The following is a 23,549-nucleotide window of genomic DNA, read 5'->3' as shown; positions in this document are numbered from 1 at the left end:
TTCTATTAGTTTTTAATCACTTTAACCTTGCCATCTGTGGTTACATTAACTCTTGGACTTTTTTCGTCATCCTTATTTATTATTAAATTAACTTCTTTATCTGAACTATTCACAATTTTTATGTTAGCTCCAGATTTATCATCTTTATTTACTCTCTTCTCTGAGAATATTTCAAAGTTTATATCATTTCCATTTGGTTTAAATTCTTCTCCATTGCCCTCAAATTTTGTTGGGTAACTTTTTCCTTCAACCTTGTATTTGTAATAGTACTTTCCATTGTCACCTGAAATGTACATCTCAATATTACTTACTGAGTTTTCATCATTATTTAAATATGTTTTTTTATCCTTATCATCTGATTTACCTAAAACTATTGTTGGTAAATCTGAATTTATAGGCCTAACAGTCATTAAGAAATCATTCTTAACCTTTGAATTTTCTAATTCATTTTCTATTGTTCCTGTTCCAACTGCACTTGCTCCTGAAAATGGATTTTCTTTACCATACTTCTCATCAGCTGTTGTAAACTCTTCTTTTGAAGCATCTATCTTTGGAATTGCAACAAGTTGTATATTCATATTTGCTGATACATTTCCATCAGTTTGTGCACTTAAATTAAAATTAAGTATATTTATGTGCTTTGGATTCTCTTCAATAGACTTCATAAATTTCATAACATTATCATAAGTACCATTTACACTTAATGAAACTGTCATTTGGCTTAAGTTATATATTTCTTCTTGCTTTTTATCTTTGTTATCTTCATTTTTCTTCTTATCAGTTATATTATTATAATCATTAACTATTCCCTGTATTTGATTTGGATTTTCATCATCCTCACTTTTACTAGAGGAATCTCCCTCTTGCTTGTCCATAACTGGCATAGTTTTTATTTCAGAAAAATTCATAGTTCCTTTAACATTTGCATCATTCATAAGATTATTTAATTCTAATATTATATTGGGCTGTGATATGTTTGAATAAAATCCTGATGTTAAGTTTTGAATTTCTGAATTAAAAATATTTATCTCTTCCTTATTAGGTTCTATGGAATTAACCATTTTCACATCATGATTATATTCTTCTTTTACTTTTAGTTCTTTTGATTTTAAATCCTTTAATTTGTTATATTGATAGTCCCAAACCACTTTATAGTATCCAAAACCAACAACCCCTAGAGCTAGGACAAATAATAAAGTTTTTTCTCTCTTATTAATTTTCATTATTTCCTACCTCCTTTAAAGTACAGCTTATGGAGAATGAATAGTCTCCCTGTGCATTTCTTTCTCCAATTCCACTTATGTATGTATTTTCTATAAAGCCTAAATTATTTAAGTTATATTGAAGATCACTTATAGCACTTCTTGTTTTTGATAATGCTTGTATTGTTAAAGTTTTATTATCTATACTTATTTGAGTAAATACTAAATCCTTAGGAACAGTACTATTTATTATCTTAATTCTTTGAGTAGTTACATAATTATTATCATAAACTTGTTCTGTAGCCACCTTCACATCATTGTAATACTTTTCTAAAGCATCATGCTCCTTTTCAACCTTCGTTGCTACACCTAACTTTTCTTTCATATCTGGGTTATATATTTCCCCTTCATAATAACTTATGTTTTTATCTAAAACATGCCCGTGTATAATATTTATGGAAAAATTAACTACAAATATAAAGACTAAAGCTCCAATTAATCCAAATCCTATGTATTTTCTTTTTGAATCACTTTTTCTTTCCTCAGTTATATGGGAGAAAAAGTTAAAATCTCTCATTATTTATCACCAACCTAAAGTCTTATTAAGGCTCCAATAGCGTTTATGTATTCTGAAATATTCACTTCTTCAACGCCTTTTTTAAATTCTATATTACTATTTCCCTGAACTATCTTTACTTTCATGTTTAGTTTAGTAGATACATATCTTTCTAGTCCCTTTATGTTTGAACTTCCTCCACAAATATATATCTTGTCTATATTATTTTGAGTATTTTTACTTTTATAATATTTAATTATTCTACTAGCTTCATCAAACCAAGAATCTACAACCTCTCTAACAACATGCTCTAAAGGCCCTTCTTCTCTATTCATCAAATTACAATTTTCTCTCTTTTGCATTTCTGCATTTTCTAATGAAATTTCTAATACCTTTGATATTTTACTATTTAAATAATTCCCACCAGATTTTGTAGTTTTTATAAGTATTAACTCATTGTCTTTCATTATTGTTAAAGCTATATTCTCAGCTCCCATATCAATACTTAAAATAGACTCCTTTATTTCAGGATTCATTACGCAATAAGCTTTTCTTTTAGAATTATAATTTAAATCTAAAGCATAGGGTTTTCCACCCATTTTATTAACAAGCTCTGCATAGGAATAAACCATCTTATTTGGATAAACAACAATTAAAACCTCTAGCTTTTCATTTCCCTCAATAACCTTTTCTCCTAAAACATTATATTGAATCATATGATCCTCTAAGTTTATAGGAAGATATTGCTGAACTTCGTACTTAATAACTGATTCTATTTCATCCTCATTAACCTTTGGAATAATAATTGTTCTATTTATAATAGAAGTGCTGTTTGTAGTGAAAATTACATTATCATTCTTAACATTATTAGAATCCAAAGCGTCATTAATAGCCATAGCTAAATTATCTATATCATTAATATGACCATCATCTATACTGCCTTTCGGAGTCTTAAAAGAAAAAGCCTTGTCTATACTAACCTTATTTTTATGATATCTCCCAACAACAACCTTGGTATTCTCACTTCCAACATCAATAGAAATAGCTTTTTTACATATAACAGCCTTAGCTTTTTTCTTACTACCTTTTTTATCATTCTTTTTCTCAGAATTTTTCTTCTTAAGAGACTTAAGTATATCAGAAACATCCATATGCAATATACTCTTCTTCTCTTTATTTTCTATTGCCAAAACTTTCCCTCCTTTACCTTTATAGTTGAAAAGTGTAAGGAACTATTTCCTTACACTTTTAATAATTATATAGTTAATTTAATTTATAAGCCGAATCTGCACTAGTAGCTGGATAAACCAAAATTTTATTACTTTCTGAATTTATATTTTCCTTTGTTGTTCCCTTAGGTACTAAATATACTTCTATTTTAGCTGGTTGAGATGGCTGCTCTACTTTACCTTTCTCACCTATAACCGCATCCTTACCATTTGGATCTACTACAATTGCAAAAACATCATTATTTTTTGACTGCGGAACTGGAACTGTTTGTAAATATTTTTCTACGTCATTATCAGCTTCACTATCTATTATATATGATGTATTTGATGTTATTTTTCCTTCTGCAACTAAAGCTGATGCTGCATCATATATTGTTTTAGCACTTGCTATATCTGCCTTAACTTTTGCTTTTCTTTGTATTGATAAGAAGTTTGGTATTGCTATTGCTGCTAATATTGCTATTATCGCTATTACTATAATTAATTCTATCAAAGTAAAGCCTTTTTTCTTTTTAGTTTGTTTTTTTGACTTCATTTCCTATACTCCTTACTTATTCAAATCATATTCACTATCTTTACCAGTTTCAGGATAAACTTTAATTTCGCTTCCTGTTGTTGGTTTTATATAAACTTCAATTTCAGGTTTAGCTTCCGTATTAGTTATTGAAATTGCAAATGTTGAGTTATCTACTGACTTAGGAGTAGGTATTGTTTGTAAATATCCTTGTAAATCCACAATATCTTTATTGCCTGTCTCAGTTATTGAAGTAACATTATTTAGATCTCCAAAATCAGTTGATCCTGGTACTATCTTCCCTTCTGCAATTAAAGCTGATGTTGCATCATATATTGTTTTTGCACTTGCTATATCAGCCTTAACTCTTGCTTTTCTTTGTATTGATAAGAAATTTGGTATTGCTATTGCTGCTAATATTGCTATGATTGCTATTACTATAATAAGCTCTATTAGCGTAAAACCTTTTTTCTTTTTAGTTTGTTTTTTTGTATTCATTGGTTTTCCTCCTTAAAATGATATGTAATCTATATTAAAAGTCTACTAACTTTTAATTCACTTCAAAAGCTCATTATTTGGATAAGCCTCTCCCTTAGATTTATTATCCGAATTTACAATATCTACTTTAACTATTGGCTTGGTTAAATCGTAGCCATTATTTGAATTATTATCTGAAAAATCAAATGTAACACTTACATAAAAATGACAACCTTTAAATGCCTTAGGTTTTAAATTAGTGCTATTTAATATATACTTTCTTAATTCTTTTGCTCTTTCATCACTCGAACTAGATAAGTCAATACCATATCCATAATAAGTAATCAACTTTCCATCCTTATCTTTTATAGTTGTTTTCTCAGGCATATTAAACCCTTCTTTTCCTTCAGCAATCAACGCTATAGTAGCATCATATATTGTTTTTCCTGTTGCAATATCAGCTTGAATTCGAGCTTTTCTTTGAATAGCTAAAAAGTTTGGTATAGCTATAGCTGCTAATATTCCTATTATTGCTATTACTATAATAAGTTCTATTAAAGTAAAGCCTTTTTTCTTTCTCTCACTTCTAATACTCACTTTTTTCATCTCCTAAAATTTAAACTAACTTATACTGTTATACATTTTAAACATAGGTGTTAATATTGAAATTAGTAGGAATCCTATAATTATTCCCATAAGAACTATCATTGATGGCTCTATTAAGGCTGTTGCTGTTTTTATTTCTCTTTCTAGTTCATCATCATAAAAGTCTGCGGTTTTATCTAATATGCTATCTAGTGAACCAGCTTCCTCTCCAATCTTAACCATGGAAGCAAGCATTGGCGGGAAGATTTTTATATTCATTATTGAATCTCCTAACCCTTCCCCTTTTAAGACCTTTTCTTTTACTTTTAATAATTCATTTTCTGCAATTTTATTTCCAACTACAGAGGCAACTATTTCTATAGAGGTTACTAAAGACATTCCACTTGATGATACTATTCCCATAGTTCTTGTAAATCTAGAAACTATTATTTTTTGAGTTAATTTTTTTATTACTGGAATTTTTAAGTTTATTGAACTTAATTTATATTGACCCTCTTCACTCTTTAAATATTTGCCAAGTAATATAATTGCTGTTGCTAAAATTAAAAAAATTATAATTCCATACTTACCTAACATTTTGCTTGTCCCAAGAACCATCTTAGTCGATATTGGAAGGTCTACATTATTTTCTTCAAACATCTGCACAAAGGTTGGCATTACAAAGGTAAGAATAAAAGTAATAGCAATAATAGCTACCACTCCAAGAACTATAGGATAAATCATAGCACTTTTTATCTTTCCTCTTATCTTTGTCTCTTTTTCGTAGTAATCAGCCATTCTTTTTAAGATTATATCTAAGTTACCACTTCTCTCCCCAGCATCAATCATACTAGTAAGTAAGTTTGGAAAAACATCTTTTCTTTTTCTCATGGAACTTGCTAGGGTTTCTCCTCTTTTCAACTCTCCATTTACTCCAATTAAGGCTTCCCTAAGCTTTGGTTTCTCACATTGTTCTATTAATATATTTAAAGCCTTACCAATAGACAATCCAGAATCTAACATAACATAAAACTGTCTACAAAATACTCCTATATCCTTAAGCTTCACTTTACTATTAAAAGAAAAACTCTTTTTACTTTTACTATTTTCCTTTTCTATACTTAGAGGATAATATTGATTTGATAAAAGCATTTCCCTGATTTGACTTTCAGAATCAGCACTTTGAGAACCTTCTATTCTTTGTCCTTCTGAATTAATAGCTTTATATTTAAAAATTGCCATAATTCATCTCCTTTTCTTTTAGCAAATTACATATCATAAGTTATATTTAACATTTCTTCAACTGTGGTATTTCCCTCTAAGACTAAACTTCTACATGCTTGTCCAAGAGTTCTCATGCCATTTTTAATTGAAATCTCCTTAAGAATATCCGCACTTTTATTTTCTAAAATAGCCTCTCTATGTTCTTTAGTCACTTCCATAATTTCATAAATACCCATTCTACCTACATAACCAGTATTATTACAATAAGCACAACCTTTACCTTTATGAAGTATAAGCTCTTCATTTTTATCTATATTTAATATTTCTTTTTCATATGGTGTAGCATCATATTGTAATTTACACTTTGGACAAATTTTTCTAACAAGTCTTTGAGCTATAACTCCTTTAATAGCATTTGCAATTAAATATCTTTGAACCCCCATATCCTCAAGTCTTAAAATACTAGATGGAGCATTATTAGTATGTAAAGTTGATAAAACTAAATGACCTGTAATAGCAGATCTTATTGCTATTTGAGCCGTTTCAGAATCTCTTATTTCTCCAATCATTATTATATCTGGATCCTGTCTTAATATAGATCTTAATCCCGTTGCAAAAGTTAACCCCACTTTATTATTAACATTAACTTGGTTAATTCCTTCAATTGATACTTCAACAGGATCTTCTATAGTAATAATATTTTTACTATCTGTATTTAGCTCATTTAAAATAGTATAGAGCGTTGTTGTTTTACCACTTCCTGTAGGACCTGTAACAAGAATTATTCCATTAGAATGCTTTGTTATTTTTTCTAATAAATTAAGTTCATAGTCCTTTATTCCAAGCCCTTCCTTAGAAATTATAAAATTTTCCTTGTTTATTATTCTTATAACTATCTTTTCTCCTGTTATCATTGGAAGAATAGATACTCTTAAATCAATTTGTTTATCTCCAAATCTAGTAAGAATTCTTCCATCTTGAGGAAGTCTTTTCTCTGATATGTCTAAGTTTGCTAAAATTTTAATACGAGTAACTAAGGGAGCTAGGGTATCTACTGGCAAAGTAGATATTGTATGTAATTTACCATCTATTCTATATCTAATTCTTAATATATTTTCATAGCTTTCAATATGTATATCACTAGCTCTTTCCTCTACTGCATTTTTCATTACATATTCAATCATTTTTATAATTGGAGCATTATCTAAGTTATCAACTTCTTCAATATTATCTAAAATAAGATTATTTCCTTCATCAACTTCCTTAGTTAATTCTTCCGCTGCTGATAAAACCTTTTGGTTTGAATAATATATATCTATAGCTCTTTGAATAGATTGTTTTACTGCTATATAAGGACGCACATTTAAACCTGTAGAAATCTCAACATCATCTATTGCAACTATATCTAAGGGATCTGCCATTGCAACTTTTATGGTATTATCATCTATTTCATATGGAACTATTAAATGCTTTCTACAAACATTTTCTGAAATCATCTTTATAGCTCTTCTATCTATTCTTATAATTTCAAGATTTACTCTTTCAATATTTAATTGTTTTTCTAAAACTTCTATTATATCCTCTTCAGTAACAAAGTTTTGTTCAACTAAAATTTCTCCAAGCCTCTTTCCAACCTGCTTCTGAATAATCAATGCTTCTTTAAGCTTATCCTCTGTAAGCTTTCCTGATTCAATTAGTATATCTCCTAAACGCTTTTTCTGATAACTAATCAAAGAAAATGCCTCCTTTTCAAGTTAAAAATTTAACTATAAAACTTAATCTAAACTAGTATATTAAATTTTTTACACCCCAAAATATATTGGTATTATTATGTTTCCAAAAAATATTAAAATAATAGTAGATATTCCTATAGCTGGTCCAAAGGCTATATAATCACCTTTTTTCTTTTGTTTAAACAAAATAGCTAATACTGCTATTATTCCCCCAATAATAAATGATAAAAATATATTTATTATTGCTAATTTCCACCCTAAAAAAATTCCTGCTATGGCATGTATCTCTATATCTCCACTCCCCATAGCTCCAGTTAATTTACTAATTAAAAATATTACTAAAGCTGATATTACTAATCCCATAAAATAATTTAATAAGTTTTCTCCAAAATAAAACTTTTCTATTAGGGCAAAAATAATCCCAAGTATTACAGCTGGGTAAGTAGTAACCGCATAAACATCTTGGGTATCGTAATCTATAAATGAAATTACTATGAGAAATGTAATTAAGACTATGTACTTAACTGTCAAAAAAGATATACCATAATATTTATATACACAAAAATATAAAAAACCTGTAAGCAATTCTATTAGTGGATATCTTATAGATATTTTACTCTTACAATATCTACACTTTCCACCTAAAAACAAATAACTAAAAACAGGTACTAAATCTATAGGCTTTAATTGTTTTTTGCATGTACCACAATGTGAAGGCGGAAATGCTATAGATTCCCCTGCAGGAATTCTAAAAATACACACATTTAAAAAACTTCCAATTATTAATCCAAATAAAAAAAATATTATAGACACATTTCCTCCAAAATCATTCAAAAATGAATTATTTATTAATATTTCATAATTATTATAAACATCTTGAAATTTTTTGTAAACATTTTTGATTAAGCTTTTTTTACTCATTATACGAATAATTTAATTTTTTCATTTATTTAATGTTTTGTTAAATATTATTTAATAAATAATTAAATATCATCTTTTTAAATCCTAAAAAATAAGGGCATGTAGTAAAATAAGTTTTATTATTATATTTTATACAGCCCCTATGAAATTACTTTAATTAAAATATATTTATACTATAGACACCGTAACTTTTCTTCCATTTTCTATATCTACATTATAAGATTCTCCACTTTGAGGCTTATCTAAATCTTCAAGTAAATCTTGTAACTTACTTTTACCCATATCATCACTTATTCCTGAAATTTGTACATTTCCATTACTTGAAGTTATTTTTATATTTGTAACACTACTTGAAATAGCATCTTCTGCCAATAACATTTCCACAGATCTTTCAATAGCAGCACAATTTTGTTTATCTACTTTTGCCTTAGCACTATCCTTAACAGATGAAAAATTTGGAGCTATAACCGTTAAAATTATAGCCATAATAGCTAAAACAACAGTTAATTCTATTAATGTGAATCCCCCTTTCTTATTTCTTTTCCCTTCATTTCCTTTTCCACATATTGCACTTGCTTTCAGTAATAACATTTATGGTCCTCCTTTTATATTTTTTAAAGTTAAATATTTTTTAACTTTAGATTTATATTAGGATTATGGACATTTTTACCATTTATATACACAAAAAAAGAGATTCTTTTAAAGAATCTCTTTTAATATATCATTTGTATATTTAATCTCTTATGTTATTTCAAGTCTTAAGTTATTTTAAATCTTTAGTTTTTTTAAATCTTTTGTTTATTCTAACTTATTTAAGTACTCTATAAATTCTTTCGTATCTCTCTAATGTCTTTTGTTTTAATAGCAAAAACTATTTTTAAACTTAACTCATATGTAACTTTAATATCTTTCGTTCTATGAATTCATTTGTTAGTCATTATTTTATCTTTAGTATTTATAATTCTTTTGTTTTTCAAAAATCATTTGTAACTTATGTATTTATAATAACACAGTTTTTCCCAGTTGTCTACAAAATAATACAATATTTCTTATTTTTTTTAATATATATTTTTTATACCAATTAAAAACTTAAAATTAATACTTTTAATTACAATTAATTTCTAAATAACCTGTTTTCATAAACTTTTCAATCACTTTTTCGACATTTAAACCATTTTAATCATATTATGTAATTATTTTCAATAAGAATTACATAAAAAAAGGATGACTTAACTGTCATCCTTTTTATTCTTTTATTAATACATTCCGTCCATTCCCATACCTGCACCTTGAGGCATTTCTTTTTCTGGAATATCTGCTACAGCAGCCTCTGTTGTTAAGAATGTTGATGCTACTGATGCTGCATTTTGAAGAGCTGATCTTGTAACCTTAGTTGGATCAACTATTCCAGCTTTAATCATATCTTTATATTCTCCTCTTAAAGCATCAAATCCTACACCTGCATCACTATTTTTAACTTTCTCTATTATAACTGAACCTTCTAGTCCTGCGTTATGAGCTATTTGTCTCATAGGTTCTTCTAAAGATCTTACAATTATATTTATACCAACTTGTTCATCTTGAATATCAGAAGTTAATTTTGCCACTTCATTTATTACATTTACGTAAGCTGTTCCACCACCTGGAACTATTCCTTCTTCAACAGCTGCCTTTGTAGCTGCTAAAGCATCCTCTATTCTTAACTTACTTTCCTTAAGCTCTGTTTCAGTGGCAGCTCCAACCTTAACTACTGCAACCCCACCTGCTAATTTAGCTAATCTTTCTTGTAATTTTTCTTTATCAAATTCAGAAGTAGTAGCTTCTAATTGTAATTTTATTTGGTTAATTCTATTTTTAATCTCTTCTGAGTTTCCTCTTCCATTAACTATTGTAGTACTTTCTTTAGTTACCTTAACACTTTCAGCTTCTCCAAGCATATCTAATGTAGCTTCTTTTAAATCTCCGCCTACTTCATCAGATATAACAACGCCTCCTGTTAAAGTGGCTATATCTTGTAACATTTCTTTTCTTCTATCACCAAATCCAGGTGCTTTAACTCCAACACAAGTAAATGTTCCTCTTAATTTATTAACAACTAATGTTGTCATAGCTTCGCCTTCTATATCATCAGCTATTATTAAAAGTTTTTTACCTGCTTGAACTATTTGCTCAAGTAATGGTAATAAATCTTGTATATTGCTTATTTTCTTATCTGTTATTAATACTAATGGATTATCTAAAACAGCTTCCATTTTTTCAGTATCAGTAACCATATAAGCTGATACATATCCTCTATCAAATTGCATACCTTCAACAACATCTAACTCAGTTCCCATTGATTTAGATTCTTCTACAGTTATAACGCCTTCATTTCCTACCTTTTCCATAGCATCTGCAATTAGCTTACCAATTTTTTCATCAGCCGCTGAAATTGCAGCAACTCTAGCTATGTCTTCTTTTCCATTTACAGGCTTAGAAATTTTTTGTATTTCCTCTACAGCTTTTTCAACTGCAGTTTTAATTCCATTTCTTATTAATATAGGATTTGCCCCTGCTGTTACATTTTTTAATCCTTCTCTTATAATTGCTTGTGCTAATAAGGTAGCTGTAGTAGTTCCATCTCCTGCCACATCATTAGTCTTTGTAGCTACTTCTTTTACAAGTTGAGCTCCCATATTTTCATAAGCATCTTCAAGTTCAATTTCTCTTGCTATTGTAACCCCATCATTTGTTATTAATGGTGATCCAAATTTTTTATCTAAAATAACATTTCTTCCTTTTGGTCCTAATGTAACCTTAACAGTGTTAGCTAATTTATCTACACCCGCTTGCATAGATCTTCTTGCTTCTTCACCGAATAATAATGTTTTAGCCATATTAATTTACCTCCCAAATATATTATGAATATCTAAATCACTTATATTTTAAAACTATTCAACTATTGCTAGTATATCGTCTTGTCTTAAAATAGTATATTCTTCCCCCTCGAACTTAACTTCTGTTCCTGCATATTTAGAATATAATACTTTATCTCCTATTTTAACTTCCATCTCTGTTCTTTTTCCATCAACTATTGCTCCTGGTCCCACAGCAACAACCTCTGCTTCTTGTGGTCTTTCCTTAGCAGTTCCAGTAACTATTATACCGCTTTTAGTAGTTTCTTCTGCTTCTAATCTTTTAATAACAACCCTGTCTCCAAGTGGTTTAATACTCATTAAAAAACCCTCCTTAAAAATGCTAATTAATTTTTGTTTAGCACTCATTAATATAGAGTGCTAATTCTTACTATTATCATATAATTTACCAGTTGTAAATTCAATAACTAAATTTATTTATTTAGAATATATTATTATTATTTTCCATGTTTAAGGTAATTTATCTTAAGTTTTCTGCTATTCTTTTGAAATTTCTTCAATTTACTTTTTTCATATATATACATCTATTTATTACTTATTTCCATATTATTATCTCTTAATACATTACATACTATAAATTAATACTAAAATTTTTCTTAAAATATGTATTTTTGTTTAATATTTAATAAAAAAGTCTAGAATAAATAAAAATAATTATTTTAAGGAGACATAATGATTAAGATTTTAAAAGATATATTATTTTCATTTTACCTTCTAATAAGTTCAGTAGTATTTTCTGTTATTTTAACATTAAATATTTCTCCTGTGCTCTATTCCCTATTTATTAAACTTAATATAATCCCTAAGTATAAAAACCTTAGCAGTGAAGAAATTTTAAATGACTATAATAATATAATTCATTATTTAAATTCTCCCCAAGAAGAAGTTCTTAAATTTAAAAACTTTAAAATAAGTCCTATAGGAGAATTTCACTTTCTAGAAGTTAAAGAAATTTTTTCTTCAATATATTTAATAGGATTAGCTTGCTTAATTTTAGGAATAATTTTATTTATAATATCAAAAAAATTCAAACTAAAAATATCATTTAAAGCTTTTAATATTTTCTTCTATGAAGTTTTATTTATATTTCTTAGTTTAATCTTAAGTTTTTACTTAAACTTTTCAAAAGTCTTTACCCTATTTCATAAAATATTTTTCAATAATGATTACTGGATATTTGATCCTAAAAAAGATCCAATAATAAATGTTTTGCCTGAATCTTATTTTTTATTTTTAGCAATTTTCATTTTATCTCTAGTAATGATACTTTCAATAATATCTAAAATATTTTATACTCTAAAAAACATAAACATTTAAAATAAAAATAATATTTAAAATAAAATAAAATTTAGCATAAATTCTCTTAAATTTTCAAACTATTAAAGTAACGGCTTTTTTAATTTTAAATACATATATTATAATATTTATAAGTATTTTAATTATTTAAGGTGTGATGAATATGAATAAAGAAACTCATATATGTGCTCTTTGTGAAAGAAAAGTTCCTAAAATCACAGAACATCATCTCATTCCTCGTGAAAAAGGTGGAAGATTTGATGAAACAACCTGGCTTTGTGTTCCTTGTCATAAACAAGTACATGCTTTATATAGTAACTATGAATTGGCTGTTAGGCTTAATTCTCTCCCAAGACTTAAAGATGATGAAAAAATTAAGCGTTACTTAAAATTCATAAAAAAACAACCTGGCGATGCTAATGTTACTATAAAAAAATCAAAAGCTATTCGTAAAAAAGGCCGTTATTAACAAAATGTACTATATCAAAATAAAACTTACAAACAATATAAAGAGAATATCTAAATAAGCTTTAGAACTTTAATCCTTAGCTTAATCTAGTAATCCTCTAAATATGTTTGTAAGTTTTTTTATTAGATCTTTATTCCATTTTCTCTAGCATAATAGAATAGATATTGTTGAGCAAATCCAGAATACTCTCCAAATCTCTCTCTTGCAAAAATTCTTATTTTATTTAATGAAGCATCATCAGCTCCATAAAAATGCATCATTGCTCTCTTAACCCAAACATCTACTGGGAATGCAGAACTTTTTTTCATAGAAAATAGCATTATACAGTCTGCTACCTTTGCTCCTACTCCCATAAATTCTTGAAGTCCTTTATGACATCCATCAGCATCCATATTAGTTATCTTTTCTAAATCATATTTTTCTAATATTTCAACTATATCTTCTTCTGGTGCATCTAGTATTCCCTTTTTAGCTAACTCACAGTTATATATATTTTTAGTTGTATCCCATATATACTTACTTCTAAATGAAGCTCCTGTCTCTCTTATATCATCTATTGAAGCCTTAGATAGACTTTCTGGAGTTGGGAATGAATAATAAGTATTTCCCTTATACTCTATTGGTTCTCCCCATCTTTCACTGATTTTCTTTATTGTCTTTGAAATTACAGGAATACTATTTCTTGCTGATATTATAAATGAAATAACAAGTTCAAAGGGATCTTGATTTAATATTCTTATTCCATATCCAAATTCAACAGCACTCTTTAATGTTTCATCCCAAGATAAAGCTTCTTTTACTTTTGAATAATCTCTTTCTAAATCGAAATAATCAACCCAAATATTTTCAAAATCCTCTTTGTTAGTATTGTATATTATTACATCATGGCCTTCTTGAGCTAACTCTATAACCTTTCCAAAGGCAACTCCTATGTATGAACCACTTTCTGTTCTTTCCCATCTAAAACATTGACCACATTCAAAAACTTGTTTTATATTAAAATTTTTTGCATCTTTTAATATTACTTTGTTCTCTCCATATTCTACACTTTTAAAATCCATTCTTTTCACCTATCTTTCTCTTCTTACGATTTCATCTAAAACCTCAGCTGCAGTCTCTATCATAACTATGCATCTTCTGTCATCATCTTTTTTGTACTTAGCTTTTAAGTCAGTACAATTATAGTATCCCAATTTATCATAAAACTTTTCCATAAATTCCTGTGTTAATGCTCTAGTTTGTGGACTCTGATGACCTCTATCCTCTGTAAACATAAGGCCTAAAACACCTGCTGCCCCAGTTGCTGCTCCACATACATTTCCTATTGCTAATCCTCCACCAAAAGAAGACATTACTTTTAAAGTTTCCTTTGATAAATTTAAATTATATTCTTCATTTGCAGCGTACATTATGCACTCTGCACAATTTAAATCATGTTTCTTATCCCACTTTTCTCTTGCTTTTTCAACTAACATATTATCCTCCTAAATAAAGTTTTATTACTATAAACTTCTATCTTTTAGCTATTATAAATAAAAACTTTATTTTTAAAAATACATATAAATAAGATTAAACTTAAAACATTAATATTTTAAATAATAACCTTATACTAATAATATTATACTAATAAAAGTTATTAATAAATAGTCTTTTCATATAATATAAAAAGAAAAACATGGATAGGTGTTCTTTCGAATCACCCTCCATGTTATTAAGCTAAGCCTTTATTGTTTTTTTCTTATCAACTTTAAAAGTATCCCAAAGTATGCTTATTGCAATTAGGACCATAAGTCCTGATATTACTATTGGCTTTGATAAAAATACTGTAACATATCCTAAGAAAGGCATATGAAATAAAACTTTTCCTATTAAGTCTTCTCCTCTAACTATTTCAGTATCATTAGCATTATTATTATCACCCTTTGTTATAAATCCCTCTTCATTTTTTTCAACAACTCTATGGGTAACTACTTTCCCCTCATATTTAAATGTTATTATATCTCCAACTTTAACATCATCAGCATCAATACTCTTAACAATAGCTAAATCTCCAGTATTAATCTCTGGTTCCATACTTCCACTTAATATTGAATATGTTCTAAATCCAACAGCTTTAAATATTGAATCTGACTTACTCATAAAATTATTTACTAATATTATAACTAACATAGAAATAACTATGTAATATATAGTATTAACAATCTTTTTACTATTCATAAATTCACCCTTGCTAAATATAAAATATAATTCTCCTATTATATGTATATTCAAAGATTATGTAAAGTATTCCTATATAAAAATAAAAACTGTACTAAAAGCAAATAAAATTACTCTTAATACAGTTTTAATTAAACTAAATTATAAATTATGAAGATTACTATAAACACCACCAAGCTTAATAAGCTCTTCATGTGTTCCCCTCTCTTCTATGCCTTTATCCGTTAATACAACTATCTCATCAGAATTTTTAACAGTTGAAAGTCTATGAGCAACTACAAGGGTTGTTCTATCTTTACTTAATTCTTCTAAAGCTTTTTGTATTTCATATTCTGTAACATTATCTAAGGCTGATGTAGCTTCATCTAATATTAATATTGCTGGGTTCTTTAAGAATACTCTAGCTATTGAAATTCTTTGCTTTTGTCCTCCAGAAAGCTTAACCCCTCTTTCACCTATAAATGTATCATATCCATCTTCTAAGCCCATAATAAAATCATGTAGACATGCATTCTTAGCTGCCTCTATAACTTCCTCATCTGTAGCATTAGGATTTCCATACATTATATTTTCTTTTATAGTTCCTGTAAATAAAAATACATCTTGTTGAACTATACCAATATTTTCTCTTAAAGATTTTAAAGTAACAGTACTTATATCCACATCATCAATAAAGATTTGACCACTTTCATAGTCATAGAATCTAGGTATAAGATTACATATTGTTGTCTTTCCTCCACCTGATGGACCAACTAAAGCAACCATTTTGCCTGCTTCAATATCTAAATTGAAATTTTCTAAAATACTCTCTTTATTATCATATCTAAAAGTAACATCTTTTATTGTAATCTTTCCTTTTACATCCTTAAGATCCTTTGCATTAGGAATTTCTTTTTCATTTTCCTCATTCATTATCTCTTCATATCTTTCAAAACCAGACATTCCATTTTGGAACATTTCATTGAAATTTATAAGTTTTCTAATAGGCTGTAAGAACATCTTTATATATAGTAAGTATGCTGCAAAATCCCCTACATTTATTTTTCCTAAGTAAGTAAAATATCCAGCTGCTATTAAAACTATAAGTTCAAGCATATCTACAAGGAAAAACATCCCTGAAAAATATTCAGCCATTGCCTTATAAGCATGTTCTCTAGCTTTCTTAAATATACCATTACTCTTATCAAACTTTTCCATTTCATAAGCCTTATTACCGAAAGATTTAGTTACTCTAACTCCTGAAATACTATTTTCTATAGTAGCATTTACTTCACCAGTTTTAACTCTTGTCTCTTTAAATGCTTTTTTCATTTTATTTCTCTTATGAATAGTATAAAAAAGTAAAAAAGGTATTATAGCAAAAGTAATAATTGTTAAAGGTACATTTATTGTACATAAAATTATAAAGGATCCTACTAACATAACTAATGATATAAATAAATCCTCTGGACCATGGTGAGCTAATTCTGATATATCTAGAAGGTCATTTATAATTCTAGACATAATAACTCCAGTTTTATTATTGTCAAAATACTTATTAGGCATATCCTGTAGTTTATCAAATAAGTCTCTTCTCATATCAGCTTGCATTCTAACTCCAACTACATGTCCCCAATATTGCATAAAATAGTTCAATCCTGCCTTAATTAAGAATATTAGAGTAAGTACAATTGCGAAAACAAACAATAATTTTATCTGTTTATTTGGAATAACATCATTAATTATATTTCTTGTAATCATAGGATAAAATAAGTCACAAGCTGAAACTAAAAATGCCGCTAATAAATCTAAAATAAATAATTTTTTATATGGTTTATAATAACGTATAAATCTTTTTAACATACTACCTCCTTTTAATGATAAAAATTATTAATTAACACCAATTTTCATTCTTTTAATTATAATGAACTTTCTAAATTAAATCAACCTGATAAAATTATTTAAATAAAAAGCTTTTTATAAAAGAAAAAAGAGATTGATAAAATATCAATCTCTTACTTTACTTCAATCTCTTCCTATAATATATACTTTAAAATATTTAATAATATCAGATTTATACTATAGAAAATTTATACCTTATAAACTTTTTAAACTTTCAATATTATGCGTTGTAGTTGTAGAATCCTCTACCAGTTTTTCTACCTAACCATCCTGCTCTAACATATTTTCTTAAAAGACTGTGAGCTCTGTATTTACTGTCTCCAGTTTCTTTAAATAATACGTCCATTATAGCTAAGCAAACATCTAATCCTATTAAATCTCCTAAAGCTAAAGGTCCCATTGGATGATTAGCTCCTAATTTCATTGAAGTATCTATATCTTCAACGGAAGCTATTCCTTCTGCATATATTCCAATAGCTTCGTTTATCATAGGGATAAGTATTCTATTAACTACAAATCCTGGTGCTTCAGCAACTTCTACTGGAGTCTTTCCTATAGCTTCTGACATAGCTTTTACTTTGTCAAAAGTTTCTTGTGAAGTAGCCATACCTCTTATTACTTCAACAAGTTTCATTATTGTTGCAGGGTTAAAGAAATGCATTCCTATAACTCTATCAGGTCTGTTTGTAGCTGATGCTACTTCTGTTATTGATAATGAAGATGTATTTGAAGCTAATATAGTTTCTTCTTTACAGATTTTATCTAATTCAGCGAAAATTTGTTTTTTGATTTCCATATTTTCAACTGCAGCTTCTATAACTAAATCACAGTCAGCAGCTAATCCTAAATCAGTAGTTCCAGTGATTTTTGATAATACTGCTTCTTTATCTTCTTCAGTTATTTTTCCTTTAGAAACTAATTTAGTAAGACCTTTGTTGATTCCAGCTATTCCTCTATCAACAAACTCGTCTTTGATATCTCTAACGATAACTTCATATCCTTTTTGTGCAAATGCTTGAACTATTCCAGCACCCATTGTACCTGCACCAATTACAAAAATCTTTTCCATATTAAGTTCCTCCTAAATACTCTCTTTAATTGGACTTTTCTGACTTAACAGAAAAGTCCTACACCATTAATTGAAAAATTTTATAAGTTTACCCTTGTTATATTATTTATTAATTAAGCTTCTTCCTTCATAGCTTTTAATTGAGCTATGAATTCTGGAACAACTTTATTTACATCCCCAACTATTGCATAATCAGCAATCTTCATTATTGGAGCATTAGCATCTTTATTTATAGCTATTATCATATCTGAATCTTGCATACCAGCGGCATGTTGAATAGCTCCTGATATACCACAAGCTACATATATATTTGGTCTAACAGTTTTTCCTGTTTGTCCAACTTGGTAATCTTTATCTACCCATCCTTTTTCTACTGCTGCTCTTGAAGCTGCTATTGATCCATTCATAACTTCTGCTAATTCCTTAAGCATTTTGAAGTTTTCTTCTGAACCAATACCTCTACCACCTGCAACTAATACGTTAGCTTCTGATATATCAACAATATCTTTATGTTCTTTAATTATTTCAACAATTTTTGTTCTTATATCATTAGAGTTGAATTTTATTTCAACATTTTCTACAGTTGCATCATTTTCTCCTAGTGGAAGTTTTTCAAAAACTCCAGGTCTTACTGTAGCCATTTGTGGTCTATGATCTGGACATACTATTGTAGCCATTAAGTTACCACCAAATGCTGGTCTTGTTGCTAATAAATCCCCACTTTCAACATCAACATCTAAAGATGTACAGTCAGCAGTTAAACCAGTTTCTAATCTTGCAGCAACTCTTGGACCTAAGTCTCTTCCTATGAATGTTGCTCCTATGAAAATTATATTTGGTTTTTTAGCATTAGCTAATTCACATATAGCTTTTGTATATCCATCAGTTGTGTAATGTTCTAATTCTGGAGCATCAACAACTAGTACTTCATCAGCACCATGTCTTGATAAATCTTCAACTAAATTTTGAACTTTATTTCCTATTAATAACGCTGTTAATTTTGATCCTAATTTATCAGCGATTTTTCTACCTTCACCTAATAATTCTAATGAAACTTTTTGTAATTGACCTTCTCTTTGCTCTGCAAAAACCCAAACGCCATTGAAATCTGCTTTATTCATCTTAAATACCTCCCATAATCCTTAGATGTAGTGTTTTTCTTTTAATTTGCCTAGTACATAAGTAACTGAATCTTTAGGTGATTCTTTAACTATTTCTCCTGCACCTTTAGCTTCTTTAGTCATTGATCTCTTAACTTTTGTTGGAGATCCTTTTAACCCTAATTCAGCTTTATCTACATCTATGTCATCAGCTGACCATACTAAGATTTCATCATCAGATGTTTCAAATATATTTTTAACATTCATGTATCTTGGCTCATTTAACTCTTTTATAGCAGTTAAAAGTACTGGAGCCTCAACTTTTATTAATTCATATCCATCTTCTAAAGCTCTATTTACTAATAATCCATCTTCTTCAACTTTAACGCCTTGAACATAAGTTACTTGAGGAATATTTAAATGTTCAGCTATTTCTGGACCAACCTGTGCAGTATCTCCATCGATAGCTTGTCTTCCTGCGAATATTATGTCATATTCTAATTTCTTTAATGCTCCAGCTAAAGCCTTTGAAGTAGCTAATGTATCTGCACCTGCAAATGCTCTATCAGTTATAAGAATTGCTTTATCAGCTCCCATGCATAAAGCTTCTCTTAAAGCTGATTTAGCTTGAGGTGGTCCCATACTTAATACAGTTACTTCTGCTCCATTATTATCTTTTAATTGTAATGCAGCTTCTAAAGCATGTTTATCCTCTGGGTTTATTATTGATGGAACTCCATCTCTTATAAGAGTTCCTGTTTTTGGATCTATTTTAACAGCTGTTGTATCTGGCACTTGTTTTAAGCAAACTACTATTTTCATCTCAAAGCCCTCCTAAAATTATCTTAATATGCTTCCTGCGATAACCATTTTTTGAACTTCTGAAGTTCCTTCGTAAATCTCAGTTATCTTAGCATCTCTCATCATTCTTTCTACTGGGTATTCCTTAGTATATCCATATCCACCGAATAATTGAACTGCCTTAGTTGTAACTTCCATAGCTACATCTGCAGCGAATAATTTAGCTCTTGCAGCATCTATAGAATATGGTTTACCCTCTTCTTTTAAACAAGCTGCTTTATATACTAAAAATCTTGCAGCTTCTATTTTAGTATCCATTTCTGCTACCATCCATTGTAATCCTTGGAATGCAGATAATGATCTACCAAATTGTTTTCTTTCTTTCATGTAAGCAACAGCTTCTTCTAAAGCTCCTTCTGCTATACCTAATGCTTGAGCAGCGATACCTATTCTACCACCGTCTAAAGTTTTCATTGCTATTCCAAATCCTTTTCCTTCTCTTCCGATTAAGTTTTCTTTTGGAACAACACAGTTTTCCATGATTAACTCAGTTGTTGAAGAAGCTCTTATACCCATTTTTTCTTCTAACTTGCCAATTGAGAATCCTGGGAAATTCTTTTCAACTATGAAAGCTGAAATTCCTCTTGTACCTTGACTCTTATCAGTCATAGCAAAGATTATGAAAGTATCTGCAACTCCACCATTAGTTATGAAGATTTTACTTCCGTTTAAGATATAATTATCTCCTTCTAATACAGCTGTAGTTTGTTGTCCTGCAGCATCTGTACCTGCTCCTGGTTCAGTTAATCCAAAAGCACCTAATTTTTCACCTTTTGCAAGTGGAGTTAAATATTTTTCTTTTTGAGCTGGAGTACCAAATTGATCTATTAATGAAGCACATAATGAAGTATGAGCTGAAACTATAACTCCTGTAGTAGCACAAACTTTTGATAATTCTTCAACAGTTAAGATGTAAGATAAAGTATCTCCACCAGCTCCGCCATATTCTTTGCTAAAAGGAATTCCCATCATTCCTAGTTTAGCCATTTTCTTAACATTTTCCATAGGGAATCTTTCTGTTACATCTATTTCTGCAGCTATAGGCTTAACTTCATTTTGAGCAAATTCTCTAACCATTTGCTTAACTAATTCTTGTTCTCTTGTTAATTGAAAGTTCATTTTTAATTACCCTCCTTAAATCCACACAACCATTTTGTTTAAAACATTACTTGTTTTTAAAGTTCTTTTCTCTTCTTTCTACAAAAGCACTCATACCTTCTGTTTGATCTTCTGTAGCAAAACATTTTCCAAAATCTTCAGCTTCTATAACTACTGCTGAATCTATATCAACTTGAATTCCTCTATTGATTGCATCTTTACATAACTTAACAGCTATTGGTGCATTATTAGATATCTTCTTAGCTAATGACATTGCTTCTTCCATTAAATTCTCTGGTTCAACAACCTTATTTACTAAACCAATTCTTAAAGCTTCATCAGCTTTTATCATGTCTCCTGTGTAAATAAGTTCTTTAGCCTTACCAGGTCCAACTATTCTTGGTAATCTTTGAGTTCCACCAAATCCTGGAGTTATTCCTAATCCAACCTCAGGTTGAGCAAACTTAGCCTTTGTAGTTGCTATTCTTATATCACAAGCCATAGAAATTTCACATCCACCACCTAAAGCGAAACCGTTTATAGCAGCGATTACAGGCTTGTCTAAATTTTCTAATCTTCTAAACACTTTATTACCTAAAAGTCCAAATTCTTTACCCTCTTCTTCATTTAGATCTTTCATTTCTGCTATATCAGCGCCTGCAACAAATGCTTTATCTCCAGCACCTGTTAAAATAACAACATATATATCATCTTGTTTTTCTATATGATCTATAGCAGTATCTAAGTCTTTTAAAGTTTCTGAGTTTAGTGCATTTAATGCCTTAGGTCTGTTAATTGTTAAAACCCCAATGTTTCCCTCTTTTTCAAAGATTACATTATTTAATTCCATTGTATTTCCTCCCTCATATACCATAGCGAATATATGGTTTTAAATAACTTAACAACTAATAACTAACAACTTAATATTTTTTATCCTATGCTTTTTCCAGAATTTATTGTTAATTTTGTAACAAGCAAAGACAAAAAAATAATTGAAGTACTCGGTACTTCAATTAAATTATAAAACTTAAAAGTAAATTTTTCAATATATTTTTTTGAAAATCTAATACTATTTTTCCATATTAAACAAATTTTTATAAAATAAATCCAATTTATTTTACATCATTGTGATTTAAAAGATATACTAAAGTCATCATACTTTCACTTAAATGTACATTCTCTACTCTTATATCTTTTGGCACCTCAAGATCTATAGGCGCAAAGTTCCATATACCTTTGATTCCACCTTCAACAAGGTCATTACATACCTTTTGAGCATTTGTTCTTGGAACACAGATTATACCTATTTCAATATCATTTTCTTTTACGAAATCTTTTAATTTTTCAACATCTTGTATCTCAACATCTCTTATTTTTATTCCAAACATTCTTGGATTAGCATCAAAAATACCTTTTAATTTAAAGCCTAATCTATTGAAACTATTGTAGTTTGCAATAGCCTGCCCTATGTTACCAGCTCCGATTATAACTGTGTTATAGTCTCTTGTAAGTCCTAATATACTCCCTATGTTATTGTATAACTCTTTTACATTATATCCATATCCCTGTTGCCCAAAATCTCCAAAACAATTAAGATCCTGTCTTATTTGAGAAGCAGTGAAGCCTATTTTTTCACTTAACTCTTTTGAAGATATTCTATCAACATCATTTTCCATTAATTCTTGTAAATATCTATGGTATTTAGGCAATCTTTTTATAACAGCCATAGATATGCCTTTTTTCTTTTCCATTTTAATAGCACCTCTTTCTAAAATTGTTCTTTTTTTAAAAAGCAATTACTTTTTAGACTGTATTCTAAAATCAAATGATAAAATTACAAATTTAACCTTCTAAAATATTACCATACCCTAAAAAGTTTGTCTATATTTTAACATTCTTTTGGTTTCACTATCAAAAATATATGTATTAAAGTGTATTTTTTACATTTAATTGCATTTTTTATATCATTAATTAATATTATTAAATTTATGTGATTCTATTATAAACTATCTTTCTAATAAATTTCTACAAAAAAAATAAGGCTTGCGTGGCTAAAACCCTACGTGCACACAAGCCTATTTAAACATTTCATAATGTTTAATATAAAAGTTTAAGGGAATTATTTACAATCTATACCCTATGCCTGAAAGTATTCTTACCATATTAAGATAGCAAAAAAACTAGCTCTTGTCAACAACATTA

The 23,549-nt window shown here is 28.5% G+C and carries 24 protein-coding genes; 2 read left to right on the top strand and 22 right to left on the bottom strand.

The features are described 5' to 3' along the window. Nucleotides 1–5: 5 nt before the first annotated feature. The 12 genes from I6G60_RS03805 to groES all read right to left on the bottom strand — a co-directional run bounded on the left by I6G60_RS03805 (nucleotide 6) and on the right by groES (nucleotide 11,656). The gene (locus I6G60_RS03805; protein WP_197925600.1) at nucleotides 6–1,223 is read right to left on the bottom strand and encodes a hypothetical protein; all 1,218 of its coding nucleotides are present in this window, start codon (nucleotides 1,221–1,223) and stop codon (nucleotides 6–8) included. Beyond that, entirely contained in the window at nucleotides 1,213–1,779 is a 567-nt protein-coding gene (locus tag I6G60_RS03800) for a PilN domain-containing protein (protein WP_197925598.1), read from the bottom strand. Before I6G60_RS03800 ends, I6G60_RS03805 begins: the two co-directional genes overlap by 11 nt. 14 nt (nucleotides 1,780–1,793) lie before the next feature. Next, nucleotides 1,794–2,948, bottom strand: a complete 1,155-nt coding sequence (gene pilM, locus I6G60_RS03795) for a type IV pilus assembly protein PilM (RefSeq protein ID WP_110016083.1) — start codon at nucleotides 2,946–2,948, stop codon at nucleotides 1,794–1,796. A 73-nt stretch (nucleotides 2,949–3,021) separates the two neighbouring features. Further along, nucleotides 3,022–3,522: a prepilin-type N-terminal cleavage/methylation domain-containing protein gene (locus tag I6G60_RS03790; protein ID WP_003460093.1), complete on the bottom strand. Its 501-nt coding sequence runs from the start codon at nucleotides 3,520–3,522 to the stop codon at nucleotides 3,022–3,024. A gap of 12 nt (nucleotides 3,523–3,534) precedes the next feature. Then, nucleotides 3,535–3,999, bottom strand: a complete 465-nt coding sequence (locus tag I6G60_RS03785; RefSeq protein WP_003460106.1) for a prepilin-type N-terminal cleavage/methylation domain-containing protein — start codon at nucleotides 3,997–3,999, stop codon at nucleotides 3,535–3,537. 57 nt (nucleotides 4,000–4,056) lie between these two features. After that, a complete protein-coding gene (locus I6G60_RS03780; RefSeq protein WP_171021822.1) occupies nucleotides 4,057–4,584 on the bottom strand; it encodes a prepilin-type N-terminal cleavage/methylation domain-containing protein in 528 nt (175 codons plus the stop codon). 15 nt (nucleotides 4,585–4,599) lie between these two features. After that, entirely contained in the window at nucleotides 4,600–5,805 is a 1,206-nt protein-coding gene (locus I6G60_RS03775; protein ID WP_138329946.1) for a type II secretion system F family protein, read from the bottom strand. Nucleotides 5,806–5,831: 26 nt separating this feature from the next. Then, entirely contained in the window at nucleotides 5,832–7,520 is a 1,689-nt protein-coding gene (locus tag I6G60_RS03770; protein ID WP_003462253.1) for a GspE/PulE family protein, read from the bottom strand. 69 nt (nucleotides 7,521–7,589) lie between these two features. Then, nucleotides 7,590–8,333, bottom strand: a complete 744-nt coding sequence (locus tag I6G60_RS03765; RefSeq protein ID WP_003454467.1) for a prepilin peptidase — start codon at nucleotides 8,331–8,333, stop codon at nucleotides 7,590–7,592. Nucleotides 8,334–8,609: 276 nt separating this feature from the next. Continuing rightward, nucleotides 8,610–9,032, bottom strand: coding sequence for a type II secretion system protein (locus I6G60_RS03760; protein ID WP_004459222.1), 423 nt, complete (start codon nucleotides 9,030–9,032; stop codon nucleotides 8,610–8,612). A 665-nt stretch (nucleotides 9,033–9,697) separates the two neighbouring features. Beyond that, nucleotides 9,698–11,317 carry a chaperonin GroEL gene (gene groL, locus I6G60_RS03755; protein WP_003454479.1) on the bottom strand — a complete coding sequence of 540 codons (1,620 nt, stop codon included), beginning with the start codon at nucleotides 11,315–11,317 and terminating at the stop codon, nucleotides 9,698–9,700. Nucleotides 11,318–11,371: 54 nt separating this feature from the next. Further along, a complete protein-coding gene (groES, locus tag I6G60_RS03750) occupies nucleotides 11,372–11,656 on the bottom strand; it encodes a co-chaperone GroES (protein ID WP_003454296.1) in 285 nt (94 codons plus the stop codon). A gap of 372 nt (nucleotides 11,657–12,028) precedes the next feature. Here groES and I6G60_RS03745 point away from each other — a divergent pair, with 372 nt between their 5' ends. After that, a complete protein-coding gene (locus I6G60_RS03745; RefSeq protein ID WP_111744318.1) occupies nucleotides 12,029–12,673 on the top strand; it encodes a TIGR01906 family membrane protein in 645 nt (214 codons plus the stop codon). A 142-nt stretch (nucleotides 12,674–12,815) separates the two neighbouring features. Continuing rightward, nucleotides 12,816–13,121 carry an HNH endonuclease gene (locus I6G60_RS03740; RefSeq protein ID WP_003454503.1) on the top strand — a complete coding sequence of 102 codons (306 nt, stop codon included), beginning with the start codon at nucleotides 12,816–12,818 and terminating at the stop codon, nucleotides 13,119–13,121. Between the two features lie 122 nt (nucleotides 13,122–13,243). On the opposite strand, the gene I6G60_RS03735 is transcribed toward I6G60_RS03740, so the two are convergent. The 10 genes from I6G60_RS03735 to I6G60_RS03690 all read right to left on the bottom strand — a co-directional run bounded on the left by I6G60_RS03735 (nucleotide 13,244) and on the right by I6G60_RS03690 (nucleotide 23,098). Continuing rightward, nucleotides 13,244–14,182, bottom strand: a complete 939-nt coding sequence (locus I6G60_RS03735; RefSeq protein ID WP_003454265.1) for a DNA-3-methyladenine glycosylase family protein — start codon at nucleotides 14,180–14,182, stop codon at nucleotides 13,244–13,246. 9 nt (nucleotides 14,183–14,191) lie between these two features. Further along, nucleotides 14,192–14,596, bottom strand: a complete 405-nt coding sequence (locus I6G60_RS03730) for a C-GCAxxG-C-C family protein (RefSeq protein WP_003460091.1) — start codon at nucleotides 14,594–14,596, stop codon at nucleotides 14,192–14,194. Between the two features lie 241 nt (nucleotides 14,597–14,837). Then, complete coding sequence (locus tag I6G60_RS03725) at nucleotides 14,838–15,338, bottom strand: signal peptidase I (RefSeq protein WP_003460107.1); 501 nt, start codon at nucleotides 15,336–15,338, stop codon at nucleotides 14,838–14,840. 141 nt (nucleotides 15,339–15,479) lie between these two features. Continuing rightward, on the bottom strand, nucleotides 15,480–17,180 hold the full coding sequence (locus tag I6G60_RS03720; RefSeq protein WP_003460100.1) for an ABC transporter ATP-binding protein: 1,701 nt from the start codon (nucleotides 17,178–17,180) through the stop codon (nucleotides 15,480–15,482). Between the two features lie 259 nt (nucleotides 17,181–17,439). Further along, entirely contained in the window at nucleotides 17,440–18,288 is an 849-nt protein-coding gene (locus I6G60_RS03715; RefSeq protein WP_003454476.1) for a 3-hydroxybutyryl-CoA dehydrogenase, read from the bottom strand. Between the two features lie 113 nt (nucleotides 18,289–18,401). Continuing rightward, complete coding sequence (locus tag I6G60_RS03710) at nucleotides 18,402–19,409, bottom strand: electron transfer flavoprotein subunit alpha/FixB family protein (protein ID WP_003454260.1); 1,008 nt, start codon at nucleotides 19,407–19,409, stop codon at nucleotides 18,402–18,404. Between the two features lie 21 nt (nucleotides 19,410–19,430). Further along, the gene (locus I6G60_RS03705) at nucleotides 19,431–20,210 is read right to left on the bottom strand and encodes an electron transfer flavoprotein subunit beta/FixA family protein (protein WP_003460115.1); all 780 of its coding nucleotides are present in this window, start codon (nucleotides 20,208–20,210) and stop codon (nucleotides 19,431–19,433) included. 18 nt (nucleotides 20,211–20,228) lie between these two features. Next, entirely contained in the window at nucleotides 20,229–21,368 is a 1,140-nt protein-coding gene (locus I6G60_RS03700) for an acyl-CoA dehydrogenase (RefSeq protein ID WP_003454427.1), read from the bottom strand. 46 nt (nucleotides 21,369–21,414) lie between these two features. Continuing rightward, nucleotides 21,415–22,197, bottom strand: coding sequence for a short-chain-enoyl-CoA hydratase (locus I6G60_RS03695; RefSeq protein ID WP_003467423.1), 783 nt, complete (start codon nucleotides 22,195–22,197; stop codon nucleotides 21,415–21,417). Nucleotides 22,198–22,459: 262 nt separating this feature from the next. Then, nucleotides 22,460–23,098 carry a redox-sensing transcriptional repressor Rex gene (locus I6G60_RS03690; RefSeq protein WP_003454253.1) on the bottom strand — a complete coding sequence of 213 codons (639 nt, stop codon included), beginning with the start codon at nucleotides 23,096–23,098 and terminating at the stop codon, nucleotides 22,460–22,462. Between the last annotated feature and the right edge of the window lie 451 nt (nucleotides 23,099–23,549).

The sequence above is a fragment of the Clostridium perfringens genome (genome assembly GCF_016027375.1).
GTDB classification, from domain to species: Bacteria; Bacillota; Clostridia; order Clostridiales; family Clostridiaceae; genus Sarcina; species Sarcina perfringens.
This window is presented reverse-complemented; position numbering and strand designations above follow the sequence as displayed.